Genomic DNA, 17195 nt, shown 5'->3' with positions numbered 1-17195 from the left:
CCGGCCCATTCTAGGCGAAGGGTTTTTGACAGAACAGCGTTTCTTAATATCTCTGTCACCGCCCTGTGCCAGGTCAATCCCGGCAGGCGATCTTGTCGGCCGAAACGACAGCGGCCCGCCGATGGCGGGCCGCTGCGTGCCAGAGGCGAGTGGGATCAGAGCGCGGCGATCTTGTCGCGCTGCTCCACCAGCAGGCGATGGGCGGCCTGGAACTCGGCCAGCTTGGCGCGCTCCTTCTCCACCACCGCTTCCGGGGCCTTGGCCACGAAGCCCTCGTTGCCGAGCTTCTTCTCGATGCCGCCGATCAGCTTCTCCTGCTTCTCGATCTCGCGGGCCAGGCGCGCGAGCTCCGCGTCCTTGTCGATCAGGTCGGCCATGGGCACCAGCACCTCCATCTCGCCCACCAGCTGGGTGGCCGAGAGCGGTGCCGCGGCCGGGTCGTCGAGCCAGGTGACGCTCTCGAGCTTGGCCAGCTTGGCCAGGAAGCGGCGGTTGGCCTCGAGGCGCTCGCGGTCGGCGGCGCCGCCCTTGGTGAGCAGCACCTCCAGCGGCTTGCCCGGGGCGATGTTCATCTCGGCGCGGATGTTGCGCACCGCCACGATCACGCCCTTCAGCCACTCGATGTCGCGGGTCGCCTGGTCGTCGAGCAGCGCGTCATCGGCGGTGGGCCAGGGCTGGGCCATGATGGAGTCGCCCTCGCCCTGGCGGGTGCCGGCCAGCGGGGCCACGCGCTGCCAGATCTCCTCGCTGATGTAGGGCATCATCGGGTGGGCCAGGCGGAGGATCGTCTCCAGCACCCGCACCAGGGTGCGGCGGGTGCCGCGCTTGGCTTCCGGGCTTGCGGCCTCGTCCCACAGCACCGGCTTGGAGAGCTCCAGGTACCAGTCGCAGTACTCGTTCCAGACGAACTCGTAGAGCGCCTGGGAGGCGTGGTCGAAGCGGAACTCCTCCATCGCCCTTGTCACCTGGGCCGCGGTCTGCTGCAGCCGCGAGAGGATCCAGCGGTCGGCCAGCGAGAGCTCGACGTCGCCACCGGCCGCCCCGCAATCCTCGCCCTCGGCGTTCATCAGCACATAGCGCGAGGCGTTCCACAGCTTGTTGCAGAAGTTGCGGTAGCCGTCCAGGCGGCCCATGTCGAACTTGATGTCGCGCCCGGTCGTCGCCTGGGAGAGGAAGGTGAAGCGCAGCGCATCGGTGCCGTGGGGCTCGATGCCCTCCGGGAACTCGCCGCGGGTGGCCTTCTCGATCGCCTTGGCCTTCTGGGGCTGCATCATGTTGCCGGTACGCTTCTCCACCAGCGTATCCAGCGCGATGCCGTCGATCAGGTCGATGGGGTCGAGCACGTTGCCCTTGGACTTGGACATCTTCTGGCCCTGGCCATCGCGCACCAGCCCGTGGACGTAGACTTGCTTGAAGGGCACCTCGCCGGTGAACTTCAGGGTCAGCATGATCATCCGTGCGACCCAGAAGAAGATGATGTCGAAGCCGGTGACCAGGACGCTCGAGGGATGGAAGGTCTTGAGCTCAGGGGTCTGCTGCGGCCAGCCCAGGGTGCCGAAGGTCCACAGGCCCGAGCTGAACCAGGTGTCCAGCACGTCCTCGTCCTGGGTCAGGACGACGTCGGCGGCCAGGCCGTTCTCCTCTCGGGCCTCGGCTTCGCTGCGGGCGACATAGACGTTGCCGTCCACGTCGTACCAGGCGGGAATGCGGTGGCCCCACCACAGCTGGCGGGAGATGCACCAGTCCTGCAGGTCGCGCATCCAGGCGAAGTACATGTTCTCGTAGTTCTTCGGCACGAACTGGATGTCGCCCTTCTCGACGGCCTCGAGGGCGGGCTTGGCGAGGCTCTCCACGGCGACGAACCACTGATCCGTGAGCAGCGGCTCGATGACGTCACCGGAGCGGTCGCCATAGGGCAGGGTGTTGCTGACGGTCTCGATCTGCTCGAGCAGCCCCGCGGCCTCCATGTCGGCGACGATCCGCTTGCGCGCCTCGAAGCGGTCCAGACCGGCGTAGGCCTCGGGCAGGCTCGGGTCGATGTCGGGCAGCGGCCGGCCCTGGATATCGAAGGCCTCGGCCTCGGGCAGGATCGCAGCGTCCTGGGTGAAGACGTTGATCAGCGGCAGCCCGTGGCGGCGGCCCACCTCGTAGTCGTTGAAGTCGTGGGCCGGGGTGATCTTCACGCAGCCGGAGCCCTTCTCCATGTCGGCATGCTCATCGGCAACGATGGGGATCCGGCGCCCGACCAGCGGCAGCGTCACGAACTTGCCGACCAGGGAGGCGTAGCGGGGATCCTCCGGGTTGACCGCCACGCCGGTGTCGCCCAGCAGGGTCTCCGGACGGGTGGTGGCGACCACCAGGTAGTCGAGGCCCGCGTCGGTGCTGACGCCGTCGGCCAGCGGATAGCGGAAGTGCCAGAACTGGCCCTGCTGGTCGCGGTTCTCCACCTCGAGATCCGAGATGGCGGTGTGCAGGGTCGGGTCCCAGTTGACCAGGCGCTTGCCGCGGTAGATCAGCCCCTCCTTGTGGAGGCGCACGAAGACCTCCTGCACCGCCTTGTAGAAGCCGTCGTCCATGGTGAAGCGCTCGCGGGACCAGTCGACGCTGGCCCCCATGCGGCGCAGCTGGCGGGTGATATGGCCGCCGGACTCGTGCTTCCACTCCCACACCTTGTCGATGAAGGCGTCGCGGCCGAGATCGTGGCGGCTCTTGCCCTCCTCGGCGGCGATCTTGCGCTCCACCAGCATCTGCGTCGCGATGCCGGCGTGGTCGGTACCCACCTGCCACAGGGTGTTGCGGCCCTGCATCCGCCGCCAGCGGATCAGGGTGTCCATGATGGTGTCCTGGAAGGCGTGGCCCATGTGCAGGCTGCCGGTGACGTTGGGCGGCGGGATCATGATGGAGTAGGGCTCGCCCTCGCCGGAGGGGGCGAAGCGGCCATCGGCCTCCCAGCGCTCGTACCAGCGGGATTCGATCTGCTCGGGTTGGTAGGTCTTGTCCATGGGCGTTCCGGGTCCAGAAATGAGCACCGCCGACCCGGGGGTCGGACGGCTGGAGAGGGCGACGAAAATGGGGCTGATTATAGCCCGGGGAGGCACTCGGCGTCAGCCGGACTGGCCGGGCATCTCGAGGGGGGCTGACCCGGCGGCGCCCTCCCGGCGAGGGTGGAGCCACTATCCTCCGCGCAGCTGGTGGGCCTTTACCGGGTAGCCGCGCTTCTTGTAGGTCTGCCAGCACTCGCGCTTGGCGGTGAGCACGTCCTGGTGCTGGTTGATGATCTCGGCGACCCGCTCGAAGCGCGAGAACCACTCCGGAATGTCCGGGGCGAGGTTGAGCAGCGCCTGGACGGCCAGGTCGGGGGAGGGCGGGGTGGCCCAGCCGATGGTCACCGGCACCCGCTCATCCAGGTCGGCCGCCGCCGCCTCCGTGCCCAGCAGAACATGAGGCACGTAGGCGTCGGGGCGGAAGGTCCAGAGCCGGTCGTCGAGCGCCCGGGCCATGGCCTCGTCCTCGGCGTGCAAGTGCAGCCGATAGCCCTTGCGCTGGATGGTCTCGGCCAGCCGGCAGGCGAAGTCGAGACGCGCCTCCAGTGTGGTGTCGGGGAGGACGTAGAAGTCGACCTGGGTCACCCCTTACACCAGCCGCGTCAGCCAGCCGTGAGTATCCTCGGCGCGGCCGTACTGCAGGTCGAGCAGCTTGCTGCGCAGGCGCTTGGCGATGGGGTTGCCGCTGTCGGCCTTCAGCCGGATGGTGCCCTCCTCGGTGACCAGCTCGCCCACCGGGGTGATGACCGCCGCGGTACCGCAGGCGAACACCTCGGTCAGCTCGCCGGAGGCGGCCGCCTCGCGCCACTCATCGATGCTGATCGGGCGCTCCTCGGGGGTGAGGCCCTCGTCGCGGGCCAGGGTCAGCACCGAGTCGCGGGTCACGCCCTCGAGGATGGTGTCGGTCAGGCGCGGGGTGGCGATGCGGCCGTCCTTGAAGACGAAGAACAGGTTCATGCCGCCCAGCTCCTCGATCCACTTGTTCTCGACGGCATCCAGGAAGGCCACCTGGCTGCAGCCGTGGGCGCTGGCCTCCTTCTGGGCAGCCAGGGAGGCGGCGTAGTTGCCGCCGCACTTGGCGAAGCCGGTGCCGCCGGGGGCGGCGCGCTTGTAGTGGCTGGAGAGCCAGATGGAGACCGGCTCGACGCCGCCCTTGAAGTAGGCGGCGGCCGGCGAGGCGATCACGTAGTAGTCCACCTCATGGGCCGGGCGCACGCCGAGGAAGCTTTCGCTGGCGATCATGAAGGGGCGCAGGTAGAGGCTGCACTCGTCGGCCTCGCTGTTCGGCGTCGGCACCCAGCCGTGGTCCTGGGCCAGCAGCGCCTTGAGCGAGCCGATGAAGTCCTCGTCGGAGAGCTCCGGCAGGGCCAGGCGACGGGCGCTGCGGCGGAAGCGTTCGGCGTTCTTCTCCGGGCGGAAGGTCCACACCGAGCCGTCGGCGTGGCGGTAGGCCTTGATGCCCTCGAAGATCTCCTGGCCGTAGTGCAGCACGGCGGCGGCGGGGTCCAGGGTCAGCGGCCCGTAGGGGCGTACCTCGCGGCCGTGCCAGCCGGCATCCAGGGTCCAGCGGACGTGGGCCATGTGGTCGGTGAAATAGCCACCGAAGCCGGGGTTCTCGAGGATCCCTGCCCGGATGGTGTCGGCGGTGGGGGTGGCGTTGGGAAGCAGTTCGAAGCTGGCAGTCGACACGGCAAGGGGTCTCCGCTACGCCCGGGGCGTGCCAGCCCCGGGGTGATACTGGAAGCTCGGGCCGGCGAGAGCCGGCCCGGGTCGTGGATTTATCGTCAGTCCCACATGAGAAAGGCGACGCGGAAAAAACGCAAGCCCGCGCCGCTATTCCACCTTGGTTTCCACTCAGGTTTCCACGATGGCGTCGCTTTCGCGATCCAGCAGGTACTGGGTCAGCAGGCCCACGGGACGGCCGCTGGCGCCCTTCTGCTTGCCGGAGGTCCAGGCGGTGCCGGCGATGTCCAGGTGCGCCCAGGGGAACTTGTCGGCGAAGCGCGAGAGGAAGCAGGCGGCGGTGATGGTGCCCGCCGGGCGGCCGCCGATGTTGGCCAGGTCGGCGAAGTTGGAGTCGAGCTGCTCCTGGTACTCGTCCCACAGCGGCAGGTGCCAGGCGCGGTCCCAGGCCGCCTCGCCGGCGTCGAGCAGGTCGAGGGCCAGGTCGTCATCGTTGGAGAGCAGGCCGGTGGCGTGGTGGCCGAGGGCGATGATGCAGGCGCCGGTGAGGGTGGCGATGTCGACGACGCTGGCCGGCTCGAAGCGCTCGGCGTAGGTGAGGGCGTCGCACAGCACCAGGCGGCCCTCGGCGTCGGTGTTGAGCACCTCCACGGAGAGGCCCTTCAGGGTCTTGATGATGTCGCCGGGCTTGGTGGCGCGGCCGTCGGGCATGTTCTCGGCGGCGGCGACGATGGCCACCAGGTTAACCTTCGGGCGGATGCCGAGGACGGCCTTGACGGTGCCGAAGACGCTGGCTGCGCCGCACATGTCGAACTTCATCTCGTCCATGGCCTCGCCGGGCTTGAGCGAGATGCCGCCGGTGTCGAAGGTGATGCCCTTGCCCACCAGCACGTGAGGGGCCTCCTCGGGATTCTCGGCGCCCTGGTACTTCATCACGATCAGCCGCGAGGGCTGCTCGCTGCCGCGGCCCACGGAGAGCAGGCTGTGGGCGCCCAGCGCCTCCAGGGCCTCCTCGTCGAGGATCTCCACGGCAAGCGCGCCGCCGGAGGCCTTGCCCAGCGCCTCGGCCTGCTCGGCCAGGTAGCTCGGGGTGCAGACGTTGCCCGGCAGATTGCCCAGGGTACGGGTGAAGCTCACGCCCTGGCCCACGGCGTCACCGATGCGCGCGCCCTCGCGGGCGGCGCCGGCCTCGCCGTCCTCGCTGACCAGCAGGGTCACCTGGGCGAGGCGCGAGGTGGGCGCCTTCTCCGACTTGAACTCATCGAAGCGATAGAGGGCGCGATGGGTCGCCTCGGCCACCATGCGCGCCTTCCAGTCGGCGCCGCGCTCGGCCAGCGGCACGTCGGTGAAGGCCACGGCGCAGTCGTCCACCGGCAGCTCGGCCAGCGCCGTGAAGGCGGCGTCCAGGGCCTTGCGGAAGGCGGCCTCCTGGCACTTGTCGCGCTTGCCCAGGCCCACCAGCAGCAGGCGCTCGGCACACAGGCCCGGGGCGAAGGGGATCATCTGCACACGGCCCAGCTTGGCGTCGAAGTCGCCGCGCTCGATGAGCTGGCCGATCAGCTTCTCGCTGGCGTCGTCGAGGCGTGCGGCGGCGGGCAGGAGCTCGCCCTCCTGATACACCGGGATGACGAGGCAGGCGGTCTCGACCTTGGCGGGGTTACCCGTCTTGACAGGAAATTCCATGGCGTCTCCACAGACAAGCGTGTTGGTTGCAGGCGTCGGGGGTTGCAAGCGCTAGGGTTACAACTGCTGGGGGATTCTGGATAATGCCGGCACGTCGCCGTGCCGTCCCAGTGTACCCAAGGCATGGCCCCATTGCATGGCAGACGCCGCATGATCATCTTCCGTTATCTGACCCGCGAGATCCTGCTGACCATGGCCGCCGTCGCCGGCGTGCTGCTGCTGGTGATCATGGGCAGTCGCTTCATCCGCTACTTCGCCGACGCCGCCGAGGGGGACATCCCGGCGAGCATCCTCGGCACCCTGATGCTGTTCCACCTGCCGGGCTTCCTCGAGCTGATCCTGCCGCTGGCCTTCTTTCTGGGCATCCTGCTCGCCTACGGCCAGCTCTACCTCAACAGCGAGATCACCGTGCTGGTGGCCTGTGGCACCAGCCCCAACAAGCTGCTCAAGGTGAGCCTGGTGCCGGCCACCCTGGTGGCGATCCTGGTGGGGCTGTGCAGCCTGTGGCTGACCCCGGCCGGCGCCCTGCACAACGCCGTGATGCTCGAGGAGCAGCGCAGCCGCATCGACTTCTCGGCCCTGGCGCCGGGGCGCTTCCAGGAGTTCGGCAGCGGCCGCACCGCCTACATGGAGGGCCTCAGCGCCGACGGCAGCGAGATGCGTGGCGTCTTCATCAGCGAGCGCCAGCGGCGCCGGGACGGCACCCCGGAGACGGCGGTGACTCGCGCGGAGGGGGGCTACCAGACCCTCGATCCCGAGACCGGCAGCCGCTTCCTGGTGCTGGCCGATGGCGAGCGCTACAGCGTCGATCCGGGGCGCTTCGAGGCGGAACGTCTCGAGTTCGACACCTACGCGGTGCGCCTCTCCCAGGCCGACGACATGCGCGAGCTCGACGCCCCCGAGTACGCCACCACCGCGGCGCTGTTCGGCGACGACTCGACCCGCGCCCAGGCCCAGCTGCAGTGGCGCCTGGGGCTGCCGCTGATGGTCTTCATCCTGACCCTGCTGGCGATGCCGCTCTCCCGGGTCAATCCGCGCCAGGGGCGCTTCGCCAAGCTGCTGCCGGCGATCTTCCTGCACGTGGCCTACCTGAGCCTGCTGCTGGCGGCGCTGGATGCCATCGGCCGCGGCGCCCTGCCGGCCGTGGTGGGCATGTGGCCGATCCACGGCGCCTTCCTGGCCCTGGGCCTGGTGATGATGATGCGCGCCCAACGCAAGGGGATGAGCGGATGATTGCCGATCGCTTCGACCGATACCTGGCGCGCAACGTGCTGGGGGCCATCATCGTGGTGCAGGTGGTGCTGCTGGGCCTGGACCTGGTGATCACCTACATCAACGACCTGGACGACGTGGAGGGCGACTATGGCGCCTTCCAGGTGCTGCTCTACCTGGGGATGCGCCTGCCCTGGCGCTTCTACCAGTACGCGCCGGTGGGGGTGCTGATCGGCGCGCTGATCGGGCTGGGCAGCATGGCCTCGAGCAACGAGCTCACCGTGATGCGCGCCGCCGGGCGCTCGCTGACCCGCATCCTGTGGGGGGCGATGAAGCCGATCATCCTGGTGATCGTCGCCGTGCTGCTGGTCGCCGAGTACGTGGCGCCGCGCACCGAGCAGTTCGCCAATGCCTGGCGCCTGGAGCGCATCCAGGGGGCCGGCGCCGTGGTCACCGAGCGCGGCGGCTGGCAGCGCGAGGGCGACAGCTTCTACCGCTTCGGCGCCATCCGCGCCGATGACACCGTGCTCGACCTGACCCGCTACCGCTTCGAGGGGGAGCGCCTGGTGGAGGCCGCCAGCGCCGAGCGCGCCGCCTGGCGCGACGGCAGCTGGCGGCTGGAGGAGGTGGAGGTCACCCGCTTCCATGACGAGCACACCGAGGCGGAGCACCACGCGGTGCTGCCCTGGGAGACCAGCCTCACGCCGGAGCAGCTCAACCGCCTGCTGCGCCCCATCAACAGCCAGGCGCCCAGCGAGCTCTGGGCCTATGCCCGCTACCTGCAGGCCCAGGGGCAGGCGGCCACCCAGCCGCTGCTGCACTTCTGGCAGAAGATGCTGATGCCCTTGACCATGGGCTCCCTGGTGCTGGTGGCCGCCTCCTTCGTGTTCGGCCCGCTGCGCACCGTGGCGGCGGGTACCCGAGTCTTCTACGGGGTGGTCACCGGCCTGGTCTTCAAGTACCTGCAGGACCTGCTGGCGCCGGCCTCCATGGTGTTCGGCTTCTCGCCCGCCTGGGCAGTGCTGGCGCCCACCCTGATCTGTGCCGCCGTGGGCCTCTACCTGCTGCGGCGCACCGCCTGAGCAAGGAACTTCCATGCAACGACGTTTTGGCAATCTCGACGATGTCTGGCCGGCGGGGTTCGCCCGCCGGCTGGGCGCCATGGTCTATGACAGCTTCCTGGTGGCCGCCATCTGGATCCTGGTGGCCGGCCTGCACCTGACGATCGGACGCCAGCTGCTGGGGATCTCCGCCGAGCAGGTGGGGGACGGGCCGTTCTGGGTGCTGTCGCTGCAGCTGCTGCTGCTGCTCTCGGCCTTTGCCTTCTTTGCCTTCTTCTGGACCCGCGGCGGCGTGACGCTCGGCATGCAGGCCTGGCGGCTGCGGGTGCAGACCCCTGACGGCCGCTCCATCACCCTGGCCCAGGCGGCGGTGCGCTTCGTGGTGGCCTGCCTCTCGATCGCCGCCTTCGGCCTCGGCTACCTGTGGATCCTGTTCGATGCCGAGCGGCGCAGCTGGTCCGATATCGCCTCGGGCACCCGGGTGGTGGCACTGCCCAAGCCGGCGAAGTAGGGGGCGAGCCGCGCGGGGTTGATCCGGATCAGACATTTGTCGATTCCCGCTTGCAGGGGGCTATGCGAATCATTTACATTTACCTCAGCAGTCGTCAGCGAGGTGATGTCGATGTACGTATGTCTCTGCAAGGGGGTCTCCGACCACCAGATCCGCCAGACCGTCGAGGACGGCGCCCGCAGCTGGCGCGACGTCCAGCGCGAGACGGGCTGCGGCACCCAGTGCGGCAAGTGCGCCTGCCAGGGCAAGGTCATCACCCGCGAGGCGGTGAAGGCCGAGCTGATGGTGGGTGCCGAGGACCTTGCCTACGCCGTCTGACGGAATCGAGATCATTCTCGCTTTCGTTATCATCCTCTTGATTTCATTGGTTTTTCGCCAGAGTTCGCTAGACTGGCAAGCAGCGCCTGGCAATGTCGCCCCTGGCATGCCAAGCTGCAGTCACATTTCCCTGACGACAGCCACAAGGTGAATCCATGAAAGGCGACAGCAAGGTCATCGAGCATCTCAACAAGGCGCTGGGCAACGAGCTGGTGGCGATCAACCAGTACTTCCTGCATGCCAAGATGTACAAGGATTGGGGCCTGCAGAAGCTGGCCAAGTGGGAGTACGACGAGTCCATCGAGGAGATGCAGCACGCCGACAAGCTGATCGAGCGCATCCTCTTCCTCGAGGGTATCCCCAACCTGCAGGACCTCGGCAAGCTCAATATCGGCCAGAACGTCCGTGAGATGCTGGAGTGCGACCTCAAGATCGAGCACGAGGGGCGCGCCGACTACATCGAGGCGATCACCTACTGCGAGCAGGTCAAGGACTACGTCAGCCGCGACCTCTTCCGTGACATCCTCGCCGACGAGGAAGATCACATCGACCATATCGAGACCGAGCTCGGCCTGATCGACAAGGTCGGCATCGAGAACTACATGCTCAAGCAGATGCAGATGGCCGGCGAGGAGTAACTCGCCTTCCCTCCTTCTGTCTGCTTCCCCTCACCGGCGCCCTCGTGGCGCCGGTGGCGTTTTGGGGCAGCCCCCCTCCTGAGCGACGCGATGTTCTACGCTGGTGCATAGCCCCCGCCGCGGCGCGGGGCGGTGCGCCATCGCGGTGCTTATGCCGGCGGCGGGGATGCCCTGCCATGGCGCGCCTGCCTTGACCGACAGGTCAGGCCGTCAACCTGGCAGGCTTCCTGCAAAGCAAAGAAGAACAATGCCACCACCCTTCAGGTCGGTGGACCACAACACGATCCGCGCGAGGGCAACTTCATGAGTCGTCACCTCCTCTCCAGGGCCGGGCTGCCGCTCGGCATGATGGGCCTGCTGCTGGCCGGCGCCACCCTCTCCAGTGCCACCCTGGCCGACGAGACCCGCATCCGCTTCCAGCTCGACTGGCGCTTCGAGGGCCCCTCGGCCCCCTTCCTGATGGCCGTGGAGCGCGGCTACTTCGCCGAGGAGGGGCTCGACGTCCAGGTCGACTCCGGCAGCGGTTCCGCCGGCGCCATCAACCGGGTCGCCTCCGGGGCTTACGAGATGGGCTTCGGCGATCTCAACGCCCTGGTGGAGTTCCTGGCCGAGAACCCCGACGGCCCCGGCATTCAGGGGGTCTACGTGGTCTATGACGGCTCCCCGGCGGCGGTCTTCGCCCGCAAGGATCGCGGCATCGAGTCCCCCGCCGACCTGGTCGGCAAGTCGCTGGCCGCGCCCGCCTTCGACACCGGCTACCGCGCCTGGGGAATCTTCGCCGCCGCCAATGACCTCGACGCCGACGGCGTCGAGTGGCAGAACGTCGACCCGACCCTGCGCGAGACCCTGCTGGTGCGCGGCGACGTGGACGCCATCACCGGCTTCTACTTCACCAGCCTGCTCAACCTTGAAGGGCGCGGCATGGGCGAGGAGGAGCTGACCATCCTGCCCTTCCCGGAGTATGGGGTGCCGCTCTACGGCAACGCCATCATTGCAAGCGAGGCCTTCGCCGAGGCCAACCCTGAGGCGGTGGAGGGCTTCCTGCGCGCCTTCAACCGGGCCCTGGCCGAGACCCTGGCCGACCCCGAGGGGGCCATCGACTACGTGCTGGCCCGGGACGGTCTGATCGACGTGGAGCTGGAGACGCGCCGCCTCAAGCTCGCCATCGAGAGCGTGATCGACACCCCGGATGCCCGCGCCCACGGGGCCGGCGCGGTGGACGAGGCGCGTCTGGCCAACGCTATCCAGCTGGTGGCCGACGCCTACGACCTGCCCGAGGTGCCGGCGACGGAGCGGGTCTTCACCTCCCGCTACCTCCCCGCGGAGGAGGCGCGGATGATCTTCCCGGCGCAGGGAGACTGAGCATGACGGCACCCGCCACCCTGACCCCGGAGGGCGCTACGCGCGCCGGGGCGGCCCCCTTCGTGGCCTTCGACCAGGTCAGCCTGGCCTATGACGAGACGGGTAACGCCATCGAGGAGGTATCGCTGACCATCGAGGAGGGGGAGTTCGTCGCCTTCGTGGGCCCCTCGGGCTGCGGCAAGTCCACCTTCATGAAGCTCTGCACCGGCCTGCACGCCCCCACCGCGGGGAGCGTGCGGGTCGATGGCCAGCCGGTGGGCGGGCCGCTGAAGATCTGCGGCATGGCCTTCCAGAGCGCCAACCTGCTGCCCTGGCGCACCACCCTGGACAACGTGCTGCTGCCCCTGGAGATCGTGAAGCCCTACCGCGCCCAGTTCCGCAAGCGCCGGGCCGAGTTCGAGGGCTGGGCCCGGGAGCTTTTGCGCACCGTGGGGCTCGAGGGTTACGAGGAGCAGTACCCCTGGCAGCTCTCCGGCGGGATGCAGCAGCGCGCCTCCATCTGCCGCGCCCTGATCCATCGACCGCGGCTGCTGATGCTCGACGAGCCCTTCGGGGCCCTGGACGCTTTCACCCGGGAGGAGCTCTGGTGCGTGCTGCGCGACCTCTGGGAGGCGCAGCGCTTCACGGTGGTGCTGGTCACCCACGACCTGCGCGAGGCGGCCTTCCTGGCCGACACCGTCTACGTCATGAGCCGCCGTCCCGGGCGCATCCTGGAGCGGCGCCAGATCGACTTCCCGCGCCCGCGGTCGCTGGAAATGACCTTCGAACCCGCCTTCACCGGCCTGGTGCAGGAACTGCGCGCGCGGATCGGCACGATCCGCGGCAGCTGAGGAGTCCCCATGTCCAAGCACAATCGGCTGCTCGAACGCCTGGCCCCCTGGATCGCCGTGCTGGCGCTGATCCTGATCTGGGAAGCCACGGTCAGGCTCTTCAACGTGCCGCCCTTCATCTTCCCCAGCGCCTCGGCCACCGCTCAGGCCCTGGTCACCTTCGCCGGTCCCATCGGGGTGCACTCCTGGCAGACCTTCTGGACTACCATGGCGGGCTTCGGCCTGGGGGTGGCGGTGGGCCTGCTGCTGGGCTTCATCATCGGCTCCTCGCGCTTCCTCTACCACGCCTGCTACCCACTGCTGGTGGGCTTCAACGCCATTCCCAAGGTGGCCTTCGTGCCGATCCTGGTGGTGTGGTTCGGCATCGGCTCGGTGCCGGCGATCCTCACCGCCTTCCTGATCTGCTTCTTCCCCATCGTGGTCAATGTGGCCACCGGGCTTGCCACCCTTGAGCCGGAGATGGAGGACGTGCTGCGGGTGCTGGGGGCGCGGCGCCTGGACGTGCTGCTCAAGGTGGGGCTGCCGCGCTCGCTGCCCTACTTCTTCGCCTCGCTGAAGATCGCCATCACGCTTGCCTTCGTGGGCACCGTGGTGTCGGAGACGGTGGCCTCCAACCAGGGCATCGGCTACCTGATGATGAGCGCCGGCTCCCAGATGCGCATGTCGCTGGTGTTCGCCGGACTGATCGTGATCAGCGCCATGGCCATGGTGATGTACGAGCTCTTCGCGCTGCTCGAGAAGCGCATGACGGCCTGGGCCCACCGCGGGCAGCGCTAAGCGGCCTTCCCTTGGCCGATAGCGTGCCTCAGAACGCCTTTTCGAGTTCGAAGCGAGGGACCGGCTCGCCCTGGACCTCGACCAGTTCGGTGAACATCGCAAGGGGCCTTACCCAGAGGCCGTATTCGCCGTAGAGGGCACGGTAGACCACCAGGGGCTCCTCGGTCTCGCTGTGGTGGGCCACGCCCAGCACCTCGTAGCGGTTGCCCTTGTAGTGGGCGTAGATGCCGGGGACGGGAAGGGAGTGGGTCATGGCGGGCTCCGAAGGCAGGTGTCGGGGGTTGGGGTGTCAGGGCGCGGGGCCCCGCTCAGGGCGTCGTCTCGGCCGCGGCCTTCTTGGCCAGCCGCGCCAGCACCCGGGAGGCGGCCACGAAGCCGAAGCTGCCGGTGACAAAGGTGGCGGCGCCGAAGCCCGAGGCGCAGTCGAGCCGCGTCGACTCGCCGCTGGCGGGCTTGGCGAAGCAGACCTCGCCGTCGCTGCCCGGGTAGACCAGCTGTTCGTCAGAGTAGACGCACTCCACCGAGAAGCGCCGCTTGGGGTTGCGTGAGAAGCCGAAGTCGCGCCGCAGCCGCGCGCGCACCTTGGCGAGCAGCGGGTCGTGCTCGGTGCGGGCAAGATCCGCCACCCGGATGCGGGTGGGGTCGGTCTGGCCCCCGGCGGCCCCGGTCACGGTGATCGGCAGCTTGCGCCGCTTGCACCAGCTGATCAGCGCCGCCTTGGCCACCACGCTGTCGATGGCGTCCACCAGGTGGTCGGCGTCCTCGGGGATCCGCTCGGCCAGGTTGGTAGGGGTCGCGAAGGCGATATCTTCCACCACCTCGATGCCCGGCTGGATGGCCCGACAGCGCTCGGCCAGCACCTCCACCTTGGGGCGGCCGATGGTGCCGTCCAGGGCGTGGAGCTGGCGGTTGACGTTGGAGACGCAGACGTCGTCCAGGTCGATCAGGGTCAGCTTGCCGATGCCCGAGCGCGCCAGCGCCTCCACCGTCCAGCTGCCCACGCCGCCGACGCCCACCACCACCACATGCGCGGTGCGGAAGCGCTCGACGGCGCGGGTGCCGTAGAGCCGGCGGATGCCGCCGAAGCGCAGGGCGTGGTCGTCGGTATCGACGCTCTCCTGGGGAACGACGGCGGGGGAGGAGAAGGGCAGGTCGGTCATGGCAGGTGTCGGTCAGTCGATGGCGGCGGGTTGGAGGGGCGTGCGGGTAGCGTCCACGGCGTCCACCGACAGGTGGCCGGCCCAGCCGAAGCGCCGGAAGAGCGCGCTCATGGTGGCATCCAGGGCGCAGGTCAGGCGCAGCGGCTGCCCGGTGACCGGGTGCACGAAGGAAAGCTCGGTGGCGGCCAGCAGCAGGCGCGGGGCGTCGAGGTGCTCGGCGAAGAAGCGGTTGTGGTTGCCCTTGCCGTGCTTGGCGTCGCCGATGATCGGATAGCCCCGCTGCGACAGGTGGCGGCGGATCTGGTGACGGCGCCCGGTCAGCGGGCGCGCCTCCATCAGCGAATAGCGGCTGCTCGGGTAGCGGTCCACCTGCACCGGCAGCTCCACGCTGTCCAGGCGGCGGATATCGGTCACCGCCTCCAGGGCGGGCATCTCGGCCTTGGGACGGCTGCCGTCCTCCTCGCGCAGCGGGTATTCGAGCCGCTCGGCCTCGGGGCCGATGCCACGCACTACCGCCAGGTAGCGCTTGGCCACCCGGCGCTCGGTGAAGGCCTCGGTGAGCCGGGTGGCGACGCCTGGAGAGAGCGCCAGCACCATCACCCCGGAGGTGGGGCGGTCGAGCCGATGTACCGGGTAGACCCGCTGGCCGAGCTGGTCGCGCAGCCGCTGCAGCAGGAACTCGCGCTCGCCGCGAGCCAGGGCGGTGCGGTGCACCAGCAGCCCCGAGGGCTTGTGCACGGCCACCAGGTGCTCGTCGCGATGGAGTATCCGCAAGGGGTCGCTCATGCCGGTCAGGTCGCCGCCAGGGTCGTGGAGAAAGGGGCGGCCATTGTCGCCGCCCGGGGCGGCGATGTCACCCATGGGGTCTGGGCTCAGCGGGTCGGCGAGGGGAGGGCGGCCAGGCGGCGGATCTCCACCTGGGCGAACCACTCGAGGTCGTCGGCGGCGCGCGCCAGCCGCCGGGCCGTCGCGGCACTCTCCAGCGGCGAGTGCTCGTCGAGGCAGGCCACCACGGTCACCGCTCCCTCCAGGTAGTGCAGCTCCAGGTCGAGGATCCAGGGCCACTCGGGAAGCCCGGCCCAGCGCTCGGTCAGCGCCGCCTCCACTGCAGGGCGCAGCGGCAGGCCCGGCAGGCGGCTGGGGTCGCCCTCGCCGGCGTCGTCCTCGGGGTCGATGTGGAAGGTCAGGTCGGTGAGCGCCGGAAACGCCTGGCGCAGGCGTCGGCTCACCTCGTTGCCGATCTCGTGGCCCTCGGAGACGCTGATGCGCGGCGGGACCACCACGTGGAGGTCGAGCATGGTGTGCCCGGCCGACTGGCGGGTGCGCAGGTCGTGGACCCCCGCCACCCCGGGCACCGAGAGCGCCACCTCGCGCATCGCCTCCTGCTGGGGAACCGGCAGGGCGGTGTCCACCAGTTCGCGGCCCGACTCCCACAGCAGGTCCCAGCCCACCTTGCCCACCAGCAGGCCGACGATCACGGCGGCGATGGTGTCGAGCCAGCCGTGGCCCAGTTGGGTGCCCACCAGGCCCACCAGCACCACGCCGGTGGAGAGCACGTCGGAGCGCGAGTGCCAGGCGTTGGCCTCCAGCAGCTTCGAGCGCAGCCGGCGCGCCACCCGCATGGTGAGGCGGAAGAGCGCCTCCTTGGCCAGCAGCGCCAGCAGCGCGATGAGCATCGCCCAGAGGCCCGGCGGCGGGATCTCGGCGCCGGCCACCAGCCGCTCGATGCTCGACCAGGCGATGGCGCCGGCCACGAAGATCAGTACGCTGCCCAGGAAGAGGGTGGCCAGGGTCTCGATGCGCCCATGGCCGTAGGGGTGGTCATGGTCCGGGTCCTGGCTGCCATAGTGGGTGGCCGCCAGCACGAAGCCGTCGGTGACCAGGTCGGAGAAGGAGTGGATGCCATCGGCCACCAGGGCCGCAGAGCCGACGATGATGCCGGTGATCAGCTTGACCAGGCCGACGATGGCATCGACCCAGATGGCCAGCAGGGTGACGCGGCGGGCTTCCTGAGCCTTATGAAGGGCAGGGCTGTGTTCGGTGCTCGACATGGTGCCAGGCCTCGGGCGGCGTGGTCGATGGGCTAGGGCAGCGGCCCCGGCGGAGCCGCTGCAATGCAAAATAGTACCGAAAGGGTCCACTTTCACGCAACGCTGTCGGGTTGATGTCGCCTCCCCCCTGGGGCACTGTCTTGGCAGGTACCTTCCCGAACAGGAGATCGCATGGCTTCCACCGTACTGATCACCGGCGCCAACCGCGGCGTAGGCCTCGCCCTGGCCCGCCACTACCACGCTGCGGGCTGGGAGGTGATCGGCGCCTGTCGCGGCAGCGGCGATGACACCGCCGAGCTGCGCCTGGTGGCCACACGGGTGATCGAGGGCATCGATGTGACCCGCGACGAGGATGTCGCCCGGCTCGCCGTGGAGCTGGAGTGGCAGCGCCTCGAGGTGCTGATCAACAACGCCGGCCTGCTCCGCGACGAGCGCCTGGGCGAGATCGACTTCGACTCCATCCGTACCCAGATGGAGGTCAACGCCTATGCGCCGCTGCGCGTCACCGAGGCGCTGCTCGGCTGCCTGGGGGAGGGCAGCAAGGTGGCCAACATCACCAGCCGCATGGGCTCCATCGCCGACAACGACTCCGGCGGGCGCTACGGCTACCGCGCCTCCAAGGCGGCGCTCAACGCCTTCGGCAAGTCCCTGGCCATGGACCTCGCCCCCCGCGGCATCGCCGTGGTCCAGCTCCACCCGGGCTATGTGCAGACCCGCATGGTCAACTTCGGCGGGCTGATCACCCCGGAGGAGGCCGCCGCCGGCATCGCCGAGCGCATCGCGGCCCTGAGCCTCGCGACCACCGGCACCTTCTGGCACAGCAACGGCGAGCCGCTGCCCTGGTGACGTGAGCCTTCGACGAACG

17 protein-coding genes are annotated in these 17195 nt (G+C 69.1%); 9 read left to right on the top strand and 8 right to left on the bottom strand.

Going from position 1 to position 17195, the window contains the following annotated elements; translation table 11 throughout:
- Positions 1–155: 155 nt before the first annotated feature.
- The 4 genes from D1793_RS15225 to D1793_RS15210 all read right to left on the bottom strand — a co-directional run bounded on the left by D1793_RS15225 (position 156) and on the right by D1793_RS15210 (position 6410).
- Positions 156–3002 (bottom strand): valine--tRNA ligase, encoded by a 2847-nt coding sequence (locus tag D1793_RS15225; protein WP_119022902.1) that lies wholly within the window; start codon positions 3000–3002, stop codon positions 156–158.
- Positions 3003–3173: 171 nt separating this feature from the next.
- Positions 3174–3629, bottom strand: coding sequence for a DNA polymerase III subunit chi (locus tag D1793_RS15220; RefSeq protein WP_119022901.1), 456 nt, complete (start codon positions 3627–3629; stop codon positions 3174–3176).
- Positions 3630–3632: 3 nt separating this feature from the next.
- A complete protein-coding gene (locus D1793_RS15215) occupies positions 3633–4733 on the bottom strand; it encodes a branched-chain amino acid aminotransferase (protein WP_119022900.1) in 1101 nt (366 codons plus the stop codon).
- A 165-nt stretch (positions 4734–4898) separates the two neighbouring features.
- Positions 4899–6410: a leucyl aminopeptidase gene (locus D1793_RS15210; protein WP_119022899.1), complete on the bottom strand. Its 1512-nt coding sequence runs from the start codon at positions 6408–6410 to the stop codon at positions 4899–4901.
- A 150-nt stretch (positions 6411–6560) separates the two neighbouring features.
- Here D1793_RS15210 and lptF point away from each other — a divergent pair, with 150 nt between their 5' ends.
- From lptF to D1793_RS15170, 8 genes are all read left to right on the top strand, one after another.
- A complete protein-coding gene (gene lptF / locus D1793_RS15205) occupies positions 6561–7643 on the top strand; it encodes an LPS export ABC transporter permease LptF (protein ID WP_119022898.1) in 1083 nt (360 codons plus the stop codon).
- Positions 7640–8704, top strand: coding sequence for an LPS export ABC transporter permease LptG (lptG, locus tag D1793_RS15200; protein WP_119022897.1), 1065 nt, complete (start codon positions 7640–7642; stop codon positions 8702–8704). Before lptF ends, lptG begins: the two co-directional genes overlap by 4 nt.
- 13 nt (positions 8705–8717) lie before the next feature.
- Positions 8718–9194 (top strand): RDD family protein, encoded by a 477-nt coding sequence (locus D1793_RS15195; RefSeq protein ID WP_110070189.1) that lies wholly within the window; start codon positions 8718–8720, stop codon positions 9192–9194.
- Between the two features lie 111 nt (positions 9195–9305).
- A complete protein-coding gene (locus D1793_RS15190; protein WP_110070188.1) occupies positions 9306–9512 on the top strand; it encodes a (2Fe-2S)-binding protein in 207 nt (68 codons plus the stop codon).
- Positions 9513–9667: 155 nt separating this feature from the next.
- The gene (bfr, locus tag D1793_RS15185; protein ID WP_110070187.1) at positions 9668–10150 is read left to right on the top strand and encodes a bacterioferritin; all 483 of its coding nucleotides are present in this window, start codon (positions 9668–9670) and stop codon (positions 10148–10150) included.
- Between the two features lie 303 nt (positions 10151–10453).
- On the top strand, positions 10454–11512 hold the full coding sequence (locus tag D1793_RS15180; RefSeq protein WP_110070186.1) for an ABC transporter substrate-binding protein: 1059 nt from the start codon (positions 10454–10456) through the stop codon (positions 11510–11512).
- A gap of 2 nt (positions 11513–11514) precedes the next feature.
- On the top strand, positions 11515–12342 hold the full coding sequence (locus D1793_RS15175) for an ABC transporter ATP-binding protein (RefSeq protein WP_110070185.1): 828 nt from the start codon (positions 11515–11517) through the stop codon (positions 12340–12342).
- Between the two features lie 9 nt (positions 12343–12351).
- Complete coding sequence (locus tag D1793_RS15170) at positions 12352–13119, top strand: ABC transporter permease (RefSeq protein ID WP_110070184.1); 768 nt, start codon at positions 12352–12354, stop codon at positions 13117–13119.
- A 28-nt stretch (positions 13120–13147) separates the two neighbouring features.
- Here D1793_RS15170 and D1793_RS15165 read toward each other — a convergent pair whose 3' ends face one another.
- The 4 genes from D1793_RS15165 to D1793_RS15150 all read right to left on the bottom strand — a co-directional run bounded on the left by D1793_RS15165 (position 13148) and on the right by D1793_RS15150 (position 16330).
- The gene (locus tag D1793_RS15165; RefSeq protein ID WP_110070183.1) at positions 13148–13372 is read right to left on the bottom strand and encodes a DUF1653 domain-containing protein; all 225 of its coding nucleotides are present in this window, start codon (positions 13370–13372) and stop codon (positions 13148–13150) included.
- A 55-nt stretch (positions 13373–13427) separates the two neighbouring features.
- The gene (tcdA, locus tag D1793_RS15160) at positions 13428–14279 is read right to left on the bottom strand and encodes a tRNA cyclic N6-threonylcarbamoyladenosine(37) synthase TcdA (RefSeq protein WP_110070182.1); all 852 of its coding nucleotides are present in this window, start codon (positions 14277–14279) and stop codon (positions 13428–13430) included.
- 12 nt (positions 14280–14291) lie between these two features.
- On the bottom strand, positions 14292–15065 hold the full coding sequence (locus D1793_RS15155; protein ID WP_110070233.1) for a pseudouridine synthase: 774 nt from the start codon (positions 15063–15065) through the stop codon (positions 14292–14294).
- 86 nt (positions 15066–15151) lie between these two features.
- Positions 15152–16330, bottom strand: coding sequence for a cation diffusion facilitator family transporter (locus D1793_RS15150; RefSeq protein ID WP_110070181.1), 1179 nt, complete (start codon positions 16328–16330; stop codon positions 15152–15154).
- 171 nt (positions 16331–16501) lie between these two features.
- Here D1793_RS15150 and D1793_RS15145 point away from each other — a divergent pair, with 171 nt between their 5' ends.
- A complete protein-coding gene (locus tag D1793_RS15145; RefSeq protein ID WP_119022896.1) occupies positions 16502–17176 on the top strand; it encodes an SDR family oxidoreductase in 675 nt (224 codons plus the stop codon).
- The last annotated feature ends 19 nt before the right edge of the window (positions 17177–17195 follow it).

The sequence above is a fragment of the Halomonas sp. JS92-SW72 genome (assembly GCF_003547075.1).
Lineage (GTDB): Bacteria > Pseudomonadota > Gammaproteobacteria > Pseudomonadales > Halomonadaceae > Halomonas > Halomonas alkalicola.
The sequence above is the reverse complement of the archived record's forward strand: the minus strand, read 5'-3'. Positions and strand labels throughout refer to the sequence as shown.

What these genes read in the sequence shown, in the direction of transcription:
- D1793_RS15225 (WP_119022902.1), bottom strand. Translation starts at nt 3,002, where the DNA reads ATGGACAAGACCTACCAACCCGAGCAGATCGAATCCCGCTGGTACGAG.
- D1793_RS15210 (WP_119022899.1), bottom strand. Translation starts at nt 6,410, where the DNA reads ATGGAATTTCCTGTCAAGACGGGTAACCCCGCCAAGGTCGAGACCGCC.
- lptF (WP_119022898.1), top strand. Translation starts at nt 6,561, where the DNA reads ATGATCATCTTCCGTTATCTGACCCGCGAGATCCTGCTGACCATGGCC.
- lptG (WP_119022897.1), top strand. Translation starts at nt 7,640, where the DNA reads ATGATTGCCGATCGCTTCGACCGATACCTGGCGCGCAACGTGCTGGGG.
- D1793_RS15195 (WP_110070189.1), top strand. Translation starts at nt 8,718, where the DNA reads ATGCAACGACGTTTTGGCAATCTCGACGATGTCTGGCCGGCGGGGTTC.
- D1793_RS15190 (WP_110070188.1), top strand. Translation starts at nt 9,306, where the DNA reads ATGTACGTATGTCTCTGCAAGGGGGTCTCCGACCACCAGATCCGCCAG.
- bfr (WP_110070187.1), top strand. Translation starts at nt 9,668, where the DNA reads ATGAAAGGCGACAGCAAGGTCATCGAGCATCTCAACAAGGCGCTGGGC.
- D1793_RS15180 (WP_110070186.1), top strand. Translation starts at nt 10,454, where the DNA reads ATGAGTCGTCACCTCCTCTCCAGGGCCGGGCTGCCGCTCGGCATGATG.
- D1793_RS15175 (WP_110070185.1), top strand. Translation starts at nt 11,515, where the DNA reads ATGACGGCACCCGCCACCCTGACCCCGGAGGGCGCTACGCGCGCCGGG.
- D1793_RS15170 (WP_110070184.1), top strand. Translation starts at nt 12,352, where the DNA reads ATGTCCAAGCACAATCGGCTGCTCGAACGCCTGGCCCCCTGGATCGCC.
- D1793_RS15165 (WP_110070183.1), bottom strand. Translation starts at nt 13,372, where the DNA reads ATGACCCACTCCCTTCCCGTCCCCGGCATCTACGCCCACTACAAGGGC.
- tcdA (WP_110070182.1), bottom strand. Translation starts at nt 14,279, where the DNA reads ATGACCGACCTGCCCTTCTCCTCCCCCGCCGTCGTTCCCCAGGAGAGC.
- D1793_RS15155 (WP_110070233.1), bottom strand. Translation starts at nt 15,065, where the DNA reads ATGAGCGACCCCTTGCGGATACTCCATCGCGACGAGCACCTGGTGGCC.
- D1793_RS15150 (WP_110070181.1), bottom strand. Translation starts at nt 16,330, where the DNA reads ATGTCGAGCACCGAACACAGCCCTGCCCTTCATAAGGCTCAGGAAGCC.
- D1793_RS15145 (WP_119022896.1), top strand. Translation starts at nt 16,502, where the DNA reads ATGGCTTCCACCGTACTGATCACCGGCGCCAACCGCGGCGTAGGCCTC.